Origin of the sequence: Burkholderia sp. Ac-20349, assembly GCF_017104865.1 — a bacterium.
In the GTDB taxonomy this organism is placed as follows: Bacteria; Pseudomonadota; Gammaproteobacteria; order Burkholderiales; family Burkholderiaceae; genus Burkholderia; species Burkholderia aenigmatica.
The window spans coordinates 1-8,934 of the sequence record NZ_JAAGPM010000219.1; the positions used below are offsets into that span (position 1 = coordinate 1).

General features: G+C 68.8%; 8 protein-coding genes and 2 pseudogenes. 3 read left to right on the top strand and 7 right to left on the bottom strand.

Annotated features, from left to right (window positions below):
- Nucleotides 1-117 precede the first annotated feature (117 nt).
- Nucleotides 118-543: pseudogene (locus G3N61_RS36520) on the top strand (HAD-IC family P-type ATPase); the annotation flags it as partial.
- 247 nt (nt 544-790) lie between these two features.
- On the opposite strand, the gene G3N61_RS36525 reads toward G3N61_RS36520, so the two are convergent.
- The 4 genes from G3N61_RS36525 to G3N61_RS36540 all read right to left on the bottom strand — a co-directional run bounded on the left by G3N61_RS36525 (nt 791) and on the right by G3N61_RS36540 (nt 4,123).
- On the bottom strand, nt 791-1,270 hold the full coding sequence (locus G3N61_RS36525) for a GNAT family N-acetyltransferase (protein WP_205824837.1): 480 nt from the start codon (nt 1,268-1,270) through the stop codon (nt 791-793).
- A 159-nt stretch (nt 1,271-1,429) separates the two neighbouring features.
- Complete coding sequence (locus tag G3N61_RS36530; protein ID WP_006481665.1) at nt 1,430-1,585, bottom strand: hypothetical protein; 156 nt, start codon at nt 1,583-1,585, stop codon at nt 1,430-1,432.
- Nucleotides 1,586-1,760: 175 nt separating this feature from the next.
- A complete protein-coding gene (locus G3N61_RS39900) occupies nt 1,761-3,332 on the bottom strand; it encodes a flagellar hook-length control protein FliK (RefSeq protein WP_241018075.1) in 1,572 nt (523 codons plus the stop codon).
- A gap of 92 nt (nt 3,333-3,424) precedes the next feature.
- Nucleotides 3,425-4,123 (bottom strand): MgtC/SapB family protein, encoded by a 699-nt coding sequence (locus G3N61_RS36540; protein WP_043181134.1) that lies wholly within the window; start codon nt 4,121-4,123, stop codon nt 3,425-3,427.
- A 114-nt stretch (nt 4,124-4,237) separates the two neighbouring features.
- On the opposite strand from G3N61_RS36540, the gene G3N61_RS36545 reads away from it, so the two are divergent.
- On the top strand, nt 4,238-5,347 hold the full coding sequence (locus G3N61_RS36545; protein ID WP_205824839.1) for an AGE family epimerase/isomerase: 1,110 nt from the start codon (nt 4,238-4,240) through the stop codon (nt 5,345-5,347).
- On the opposite strand, the gene G3N61_RS36550 is transcribed toward G3N61_RS36545, so the two are convergent.
- Nucleotides 5,320-6,939 carry a methyl-accepting chemotaxis protein gene (locus G3N61_RS36550; protein WP_089451648.1) on the bottom strand — a complete coding sequence of 540 codons (1,620 nt, stop codon included), beginning with the start codon at nt 6,937-6,939 and terminating at the stop codon, nt 5,320-5,322. The genes G3N61_RS36545 and G3N61_RS36550 overlap by 28 nt on opposite strands.
- Before the next feature lie 268 nt (nt 6,940-7,207).
- On the opposite strand from G3N61_RS36550, the gene G3N61_RS36555 reads away from it, so the two are divergent.
- Nucleotides 7,208-7,651, top strand: a complete 444-nt coding sequence (locus G3N61_RS36555; RefSeq protein WP_011353771.1) for a PaaI family thioesterase — start codon at nt 7,208-7,210, stop codon at nt 7,649-7,651.
- A gap of 22 nt (nt 7,652-7,673) precedes the next feature.
- On the opposite strand, the gene G3N61_RS36560 is transcribed toward G3N61_RS36555, so the two are convergent.
- Both G3N61_RS36560 and G3N61_RS36565 read right to left on the bottom strand, forming a co-directional pair.
- Entirely contained in the window at nt 7,674-8,726 is a 1,053-nt protein-coding gene (locus G3N61_RS36560; protein ID WP_205824841.1) for a CaiB/BaiF CoA-transferase family protein, read from the bottom strand.
- An 86-nt stretch (nt 8,727-8,812) separates the two neighbouring features.
- Nucleotides 8,813-8,934 (bottom strand): annotated as a pseudogene (locus G3N61_RS36565) (IS481 family transposase); the annotation flags it as partial.

The following is an 8,934-nucleotide window of genomic DNA, read 5'->3' on the forward strand; positions in this document are numbered from 1 at the left end:
GCGCGTGTGGCAGAGCTACGGCACCGCGATGCACTGCAACGGCAACGGCGCGTGCTACAACTTCGACCCGGACGACGCAATGTGCCCGTCGTGGAAGGCGACGCGCGAGCGCGTGCAATCGCCGAAGTGCATGCGCAGGTGCTGCCCGACGACAAGGCACGCGTCGTCGCCGAACTGAAGCGCACGCACGGCGGAATCGTCGCGATGGTGGGCGACGGGATCAACGACGCGCCCGCGCTCGCCGCGGCCGATGTCGGCATCGCGATGGCGACCGGCACGGACGTCGCGATGCACACGGCCGGCATCACGCTGATGCGCGGCGATCCGGCGCTCGTCGCCGACGCGATCGACATCTCCAGACGCACGTACCGGAAGATCCAGCAGAACCTGTTCTGGGCGTTCGTCTACAACCTGGTCGGCGTGCCGCTTGCGGCGCTCGGCTGGCTGAACCCGGTGATCGCGGGCGCGGCGATGGCGTTTTCCAGCGTCAGCGTCGTGACCAACGCGTTGCTGTTGCGGAGATGGAAGGGTCGCGCGCGGTGACGCGTGCAGTTGGCGTGTGCCGGTGACGTGTGCCGGTGACGTGTGCCGGTGACGTGTGCCGGTGACGTGTGCCGGTGACGTGTGCCGGTGACGTGTGCCGGTGACGTGTGCCGGTGACGTGTGCCGAACGGCCTGATGGCCGTTCGGCGCTTTCGGCAGGCGGAAGAAGCGGGAGGGTTGGCCGGTGTTGGCCGATCTCGGCGAGTCGAATCGCCCGCGCGTGACGACGCCGTGCCAGCCTGTGGCTTCAGTCCGAAATGACCGGCTTGATCAAGGTCGTCGTGATCGGCACGAAGCCGCACGCGCGATACAGCGCACGGGCCGCCGCGTTGTGATTGAACACCGACAGCCCGATCTCGGTGACGCCATACTGGCGTGCTTCGGCGTCAAGCGCCTCGAGCGCGCGTGTGCCCCAGCCCTGGCGGCGCCGGGACGGGGCGATGTCGAGGTCGTAGATGAACAGCGTGCGGTTCGGCCCTTCGGGCACGATCGCGTACCAAAGGTCGCCCACCGCGTCGCCGCTGGCGCCGTCGATGAGCACGACGAGGGTTTGGCCGGAAGTACGCAGGCCGTCCGGCAGCAGCGTGTCGAAACAGGCGCGCGCCCGGCTGGTCGCGTCTTCGACAGCATTTTGTCCGGATGAGACGAGATCGCGCGCGTAGCCGTCGATGGCTCGCGTGCGGTACGCGTGGAATTCGCTGGCCGTCATCGGCCGCATCTGCAGCATGGCCCGGTCACCGTGAACGGAATCGGACTTCCAGTGTAGCGGGACGGTCGCGCCGGCGCGCGATGCGGCGGCGGAAAGCGGGCGGGCAGGTGCGGCGGGCACCGCGCCGAATCAGCGAATCAGCGAATCAGCGAATCAGCGAATCAGCGAATCAGCGAATCAGCGACGATACAGGACGATCGGCACGAGGTGCGCACGGCGCACGCGCTCGGCTTCGGCACGACGCGCAGCGTACGAGTATTCGGCGTCGAGCGGCAGGTGCGGGGACACGAACAGGTCGTCGATCTTTTGCAGCAGGGCGAGGATGAAGCTCATGTGAGACTCCTGACAGATATGGCTAGGGTTTTCCCTAGGACGGACTCCATTCTAAGGGTTTTCCCTGAACTCTGCCAGCGCACCGCATCAGTTTGCCGCATGCGCGCGACGGCCGATCGCCGATGCAGAACGGCGATCCTTGCTCCGTCTAGCTCCCAGGATAGGGTCGAAACGATTAACGCGTGCGACGAGCACGCTTCGCGACGGCCGCCTCGCGATTCGCGTTGCGCTGCAGCCGGTCGACTTGCGACAGCAGCGCTTCGTGATGCTCCTCGAGCGTCATCAGCGTTGCCTGCTGTGTCGACAGATCGGCCGTGAGGCGATCGATCCGCTGCTGCTTCGTGGCCACGTCCTGCTTCAGGTGCGCGATCTGCCGCGTCTGCATCACCAGCGCGACGAGCCCGGCCAGCACGACGACAGCCAACGCCAGCAGCAGGCGGTTGACGCGACGCATCTCGCGATCGGCCGCGTGCGTCAGCCCGTCCACGTCGGCTTGCAGGGCGGCGAGCCGGTCGGTCAGCGGGCGCAGGTGCGTATCCGGATCGAAGGCTGGCGCGGCCGGCTGCGCACGTTCCGCCGACGGCTTGGTGACGAAGGATGCAGAGGAAGCCGTCGGTTGTGTGACCGGGGATACGGTGGCGCCGGCCGATGGTGCGGCGTCATGGGCCTTCGCGGTGTTCGCGGTGTTCGCGGTGTTCGCGGTGTTCGCGGTGTTCGCGGTGTTCGCGGTGTTCGCGGTGTTCGCGGTGTTCGCGGTGTTCGCGGTGTTCGCGGTGTTCGCCGTGTTCGCCGTGTTCGCCGTGTTCGCCGTGTTCGCCGTGTTCGCCGTGTTCGCCGTGTTCGCCGTGTTCGCCGTGTTCGCCGTGTTCGCCGTGTTCGCCGTGTTCGCCGGCTGCGCCGACGTCTGCGGCTCGACCGTCGACACCACTTCCGGTGCCGGGCCCGCCTCGCCCGATTCAGCCACCGTGTCGACGCTCGTCACGACCGGCGAGGCTTGCGCCGCTGTCGCGTCGCTTGCACCGGCAGCCGCCCGGCGTTTGCCGCCAGACGATGCACGACGCTCTTTCACGGCGTCACCGGAAGATCGCCCGGCGCGGGATTTGACCGTGGTGGCGTCGACAACAGCCTTCTCGACTTCACCGCCAGCCGCTTGCGATTCGATCGCCTTCGCCGCAGCACCATCGGCCGCTTGCTGTTCGGTCGTCACCGTCGTGACGCCGTCGACCGCAGACACATCGGCGGCCTTCGCTGCAACGCCATCGGCCAGAGGAGCATCGACCGCCTTCACCGCAACACCGCCAGCAGCCGGCGCGACATCAGCGTTCGCGACATCCCCACCTTCAGGCACCGAAACACCGTGCACCACCGTCGCGACTTCCTGCGTCACCGCGCCGTCAGCCGCTTCCGCATGCCCTGTCGCGGTCGCCCTCCCGCTCGCATCGAACCCGTCCAGCGCGGCCTGCCGCCCGGAGGCTACATCGTCCACGATATCGACCGCCGCATCGGCTTGCGCGCCCGCTTCGTCGCGCGCCGCAACCGCCGCGCGCTCACCCGGCTCGAGCACCGGATCGCCGAACAGGTCGAGCGTCCGTTCGTCCCGCGCCCCCTCGCCGGCCGGCGCACTGCCGGACCGCGCCGTCGCCCTCGCGGACGTACTGCTCGCGGCAGCAGCCGAACGCTGGCGGGAACGGGTCGACGAACGATTGGAACGGGAGCGGGAGCGAGGCGAGGAAACGGATTCGGTCATGGAAATCGGATGGCAGGGCCCGCGAGCACGGAACCGGATGTCGAACGGAATCGGTACTCGGTCATTGTCGCATGCCCCGATGACGATTCCGCCTATTCGTCGCCCGACAACCCATTGCCCTCTTCGAAACGCGTCACGCCCTTCAGCGTGCGCAGCTTGTCGCAGATCGCCTGGTATTCGAGCTCCGACACCCGCGCGAGCGCGATGCGCACCTCGTCGTGCTCGCCCGTATCGTCGGCCCGCTGCACGATGAACTGCTTCACGCGCGCGCTGTCCGCGCCGAGCGCCGCGTGCAGCGAATCGAAGTTCAGCGTGCCGCTCACGACCGTCAGCGCGAGCTGGCGCCGCTGGCGCACCGTGAAGTAGCGCCGCTCCAGCGGCTTGATGCCGGCCAGGATGATCAGGATGATGATCGTCGCCGAAATCGACGCGACGTAGAGCCCGCCGCCCACCGCGAGGCCGATCGCCGCGACCGACCACAGGCTCGCGGCGGTCGTCAGCCCGCGCACGATCTCCCCGCGCAGCAGGATCGACCCCGCGCCGAGGAAGCCGATGCCCGACACGACCTGCGCGGCGATCCGCGACGGATCGAGCACGATGTGCTCGCTACTGCCGAGAACGTCGGCGAAGCCGAACGCCGACACGATCATGATCAGCGTCGAGCCGACACATACAAGCATGTGCGTGCGCAGGCCGGCCGCCCACGACAGGCGCTCGCGCTCGAAGCCGATGACGCTGCCCAGCGCCGCCGCGAGAACGAGCCGCATCACGAGTTCCAGGTTGCTCAGCATGCGATTTATCTCCTTTTCTGGTGCCGGCCGTGCGGAATGTTTTATCCTTGGCCCCGGCCGCGCCGATCCTCCGGGCCGCGCCGACACGTTTCGAACCCAGCGCTCAACCCCGTCATGTCCGTTTCCGACTCCGCTTCCGCCCAGGCCGCCCAGCTGCGCCACCATTTCGCGCACGTCGTCTTGCCGATCTGGCGAGGTTCAGGGTTCGACCAGACATTACAGTTGCCGTTCGAAGCCGTCGATCCGGCCACCCACGCGCCGCTGCCCGTGACCCGTTATCGCGCAATGGCCTGCGCACGGCAATTGTTCGTGTTCGCGCAGGCCGGCGACACCGCGCACGCGGCCACGCTGTTCGATGCACTGGGCCGGCGCTTTCGCGACCCCCGCCACGGCGGCTGGGTCTACAGCGTCGACGCGCAGGGCGCGCCGCTCGACACGACCAAGGATCTCTACACGCATGCATTCATCGTGTTCGCGTGCGCCGCGTGGTATGCGGCGTCGGGCGACGCCGCCGCCCGCCAGGCGGCCGAGGAGACCGCCGCGCTGATCCAGGACCGCTTCGCGCCGCGCCCCGGCGACGCGCGGCTCGATGCGGCGCGCCACGCCGACTTCTCGTCATCCGGCAGCGGTGCGCTGCAGAATCCGCTGATGCACCTGACCGAAGCGTGGCTCGCGGCTGCCGATGCATTCGGCGACGCGGCGTTCGACGACGCGCTCGCGCGCACCGCGCAGGCCATCGAGCACACGTTCGTCGACCCGGCGACCGGCTGCGTGGCCGAGCTGCCGCTCGGCTCCGCCGACAACCGTTTCGAGCCCGGCCATCAGTTCGAATGGTTCTACCTGGTCGATGCGGCCGGTGCGCGGCTCGCACGGACCGGGCTCCCCGGCGCGCTGGCGCGCGCGTTTGCGTTCGCGGAGCAATACGGCGTCGATCCGCAGACGGGCGGCGTCTGCGCGGCGCTCGACGCGCAAGGCGCGTGCGTCGACGGCACGCAGCGGATCTGGGCGCAAACCGAGTACCTGCGTGCGCTCGCGACGCACGGCGGCACGCCGGCCTCCGCGCCGCTCGCGCGGCAGATCGAGCGCTTCGCCGCGCGCTTCCTGCATCCGCGCGGCTGGTTCGAGTGCAAGACGGCGGACGGGCAGGTGTCGCGCGCCGACATGCCGTCGACGACGCCCTACCACCTCGCGACCGCCTACGCGGCGCTGCCCGCCGGCGCGTAATCCGTCTCGGCGAACGACGGCGCCGCGCGTTCGCCGCGTGCGGCGCGTCCATCGCCGAGTTCGAACACCGACACCGCCTGCATCAGGTGCGCGGTCTGGTCGTTCAGCGACGCGGCCGCCGCCGCAACCTCCTCCACCAGCGCCGCGTTCTGCTGCGTGAGCTGATCCATCTGCGTGACGGCCTGGTTCACCTGCTCGATCCCGACACTCTGCTCGACCGACGCCGACGTGATCTCGGACATCGTCTGCACGACGCGCGTGATCGACGTCGACACCGTCCGCATCGCTTCGCCGGCGCGCTCGACGAGCTCCGCGCCGCCGTTGATCTGCGCGACCGAATCCTCGATCAGCGCCTTGATCTCCTTCGCCGATTGCGCGCTACGCTGCGCGAGCGAGCGCACTTCGCCCGCGACGACCGCGAAGCCGCGCCCCTGTTCGCCGGCCCGCGCGGCCTCCACCGCCGCGTTCAACGCCAGGATGTTGGTCTGGAACGCGATGCCGTCGATCACCGAGATGATCTCCGCGATCCGGCCCGAGCTCTGCGCGATGCCGCGCATCCGGTCGATCACGCTGTCGACCACGCCGCCGCCGTGGCTCGTCGCCTCGAGCGCCGCATCAGCCAGCGCGCTCGCCGCGCGTGCGCTGTCGGTGTTCTGCCGGACGGTCGCCGTCAGTTCCTCCATGCTCGCGGCCGTTTCCTCCAGCGACGCGGCCTGCGTGCCGGTGCGCGCCGACAGGTCGGCGTTGCCGCCCGCGATTTCGCCCGCGCCGAGGTGGATCGCGTCGGACGCGTGGCGCACCGTGCGCACGGTGCCCGCGATGCTCGTCTGCATCGCGGCGAGGCCGCGCAGCATCCGGTCGATCTCGAACACGCCGCCCGCCCGCACGACTTCATCGAGCCGGCCCTGCGCGATCCGCTCGAAATGGCGGCCGGCTTCCTCCAGCGGCGCGACGACCGCGCGCCGCGCGGCCGCGTAGATCGCCGCACTCGCGACGAGCATCGCCACCAGCAGCACGATGCCGACCGACTTGAACCAGAGCATGCCGCCGTCGATCGTGTCGAGCGCCGTGCGGCTCGATGCGCCGCCATAGTCGGTGAAGCGGTGCAGTTCGGCGATATAGGCGTCCTGGATGCTCTGCGTCGGCTGGTCGAGGAAGGCCTGGATGTTGTCGGCATCGAGGAACTGCACGAGTTCGCCCAGCGCACCGCGCAGCGCGCGATAGCGCTCGGCGAGCGCCGCGACGCGCGCACGGTTGGTATCGTCGACCGGCTGCGCGGCCGTCAGCGCGGCGAACGCCTTGTCCGCCTCCGCGAGCGAAGCGCCGGCATGGCGGATGATGTCTTCCGGCTTCGGGCCGCCGCGCACCATCCGCGTGCCGGCGCGCGACAGGTTGATACGCGCGTCGAGCAACTGCTGGGTCGCCTGGCTGGCCGCGTCGACCTGCGCGATCGCGACGTTCGACAGATCGTCGACGCCGCTACGCGTCGACTTGAGCGCCCAAAAACCGAGCGCCTCGATCGCGAACAGGAAGAGGCAGAACACGGTCAACACGCCGAGCAGACCCGACGCGAGCTTGATTTTTCCGAACATGGGGGAATTCCTGAAAGCGGACGATGAGGCAATGCCCCGGCATTAGCGGCATTTCTTCGTCGGACTTTAGGAACGGACGGTGACGAAGTGCGCGTTGCCCGCGCATTCCCGCCGAATGTCCCGCAAACAGGGAAATCTACGGCATTCGACGCAATAATCGCGTCGCATCGCACCAGAATTCGCAGGAAACGCGGACGAATTTCCTTGCTTATCCGCAGCCCCCTTCCTAGAGTTCAGCGCAAGCGGGCACTCATTTCGAGGAAAGTCGATGACCGACATCACGGATCACGCGCGCGGCGCATTGCGTGCGCAACCGTTCAGCATGCTGCTGGGCACGGAGCTGATGCATATCGGCGACAACGAGGTGTCGCTGTGCCTGCCCGTGCGCGAAGAACTGCGGCAACAGCACGGTTTCGTGCACGGCGGCGTCATCAGCTACCTCGCGGACAACGCGCTGACGTTCGCCGGCGCGCTCGTGCTCGGCCCGCGCGTGATCACCGCCGAATACAAGATCAATTACCTGCGGCCGGCCGTGAACGGCACGCTCGTCGCCCGCGCGAAGCTCGTCTATGCGGGCCGGCACCAGGCGACCTGCCAGTGTCATGTGTTCGTCATCGACGGCGATCACGAGCGGCTCGTCGCGATCGCGCAGGGCACGATCAACCGCGTCGGCGACGGCAAGATGCCGGATGCGCCGGAGGAAACGGCGTGAGCGGCCGGCAGCCGGTTTCGCGCTAACCCGCCCCATCCCCCGCCAGCGGCAAAAACCGCGGCGCCACGCGCGCCCGCACGTTGCCGTTCTCATCCGTCCGATAGATCCCGCGTGCCGCGTTGTGCGGATGCGTAGCCGCGTCAGCCACGCTCAGCACCGGCGCAAAGCACACATCAGTGCCCTCCAGCAGCGCGCGCCAGTGCGCGGACGGCTGCTGCGCGAACACCTCGGCGAAGCGCACCTTCAGCGCAGGCCAGCGCGCGCGGTCGTACTGCGACGCCGGATCGACGTCGGTCAGCCCGAGCCGTTCGACCAGCAGCGCATAAAACGGCGGCTCCAGCGCGCCGATCGTCACGCATTCGCCATCCGCGCAGCGGTACACGTCGTAGAACGGCGCGTCGTGAAAGAGGCTCGGCTGCGCGCCGTCGAGCTGCCCGTTCGCGCGCGCCCACAGCGCGAGCGAGCCGAGCATCGACACGATGTCGACGATCGCACCGTCGACCACGCGCCCCGGCCCGCCGCCACGCACGTCGAACAGCGCGCAGATGATCCCGAACGCAAGCCCGAGGGCGCCGCCCGCATCGCCGACGACGGTCGGCGGCACCCCCGGCCGGCCGTCGCGCGGTGCCGATAGCGACAACAGCCCCGTCAACGCGACGTAATTCAGGTCGTGTCCGGCCGCAGCTGCGAGCGGACCATGCTGCCCCCAGCCGGTCATCCGCCCGTACACGAGCGTCGGATGGCGGCGTGCGCAATCGTCAGGCCCGAGGCCGAGCCGCTCCATCACGCCGGGCCGCAGGCCCTCGATCAACGCATCGGCCTGTGCGATCAGGTCGAGCGCGGCGTCGCGGCCGGCCGGCGACTTCAGGTCGAGTTCGACGATCGTCTTGCCTTCGCGCAGCAAGTCGCCATCGCCTGACTTCAACGCGTCCGGCGCGCTCGTGCGGCCGGCCGGGCGCGCGATCAGCGTGATCCGCGCGCCCATCCCGGCGAGGATCCAGCCCGCAAGCGGGCCGGGGCCGAGCCCTTCGAATTCGATGATGTGGATGCCGGAAAGCGGCGTGTTCAATGGCATGGCGACCTCGCTGAAATGCAGCCGGGACAGGAGCAACGAAACCTCCCGATTCTATGCGAATGCCTGCGCGCGCCAACTTCAGCCGGCTAGCTGTGAAGCGTCAAGAGGTTGTTTCTCGACGCAGGAAGTCTCGCCATCGGCGCAATGCCGCCGATGGCGCTATGAGCCCGATGCCAGTTGTAGTGATGCTGCCAACTCGCCAGGGCTT

Excerpts from the sequence above, each read along its gene's own strand:
- G3N61_RS36550 (WP_089451648.1), bottom strand. The coding sequence starts at position 6,939 with ATGTTCGGAAAAATCAAGCTCGCGTCGGGTCTGCTCGGCGTGTTGACC.
- G3N61_RS36530 (WP_006481665.1), bottom strand. The coding sequence starts at position 1,585 with ATGAGCTTCATCCTCGCCCTGCTGCAAAAGATCGACGACCTGTTCGTG.
- G3N61_RS36540 (WP_043181134.1), bottom strand. The coding sequence starts at position 4,123 with ATGCTGAGCAACCTGGAACTCGTGATGCGGCTCGTTCTCGCGGCGGCG.
- G3N61_RS36555 (WP_011353771.1), top strand. The coding sequence starts at position 7,208 with ATGACCGACATCACGGATCACGCGCGCGGCGCATTGCGTGCGCAACCG.
- G3N61_RS36525 (WP_205824837.1), bottom strand. The coding sequence starts at position 1,270 with ATGCTGCAGATGCGGCCGATGACGGCCAGCGAATTCCACGCGTACCGC.
- G3N61_RS36545 (WP_205824839.1), top strand. The coding sequence starts at position 4,238 with ATGTCCGTTTCCGACTCCGCTTCCGCCCAGGCCGCCCAGCTGCGCCAC.
- G3N61_RS36560 (WP_205824841.1), bottom strand. The coding sequence starts at position 8,726 with ATGCCATTGAACACGCCGCTTTCCGGCATCCACATCATCGAATTCGAA.
- G3N61_RS39900 (WP_241018075.1), bottom strand. The coding sequence starts at position 3,332 with ATGACCGAATCCGTTTCCTCGCCTCGCTCCCGCTCCCGTTCCAATCGT.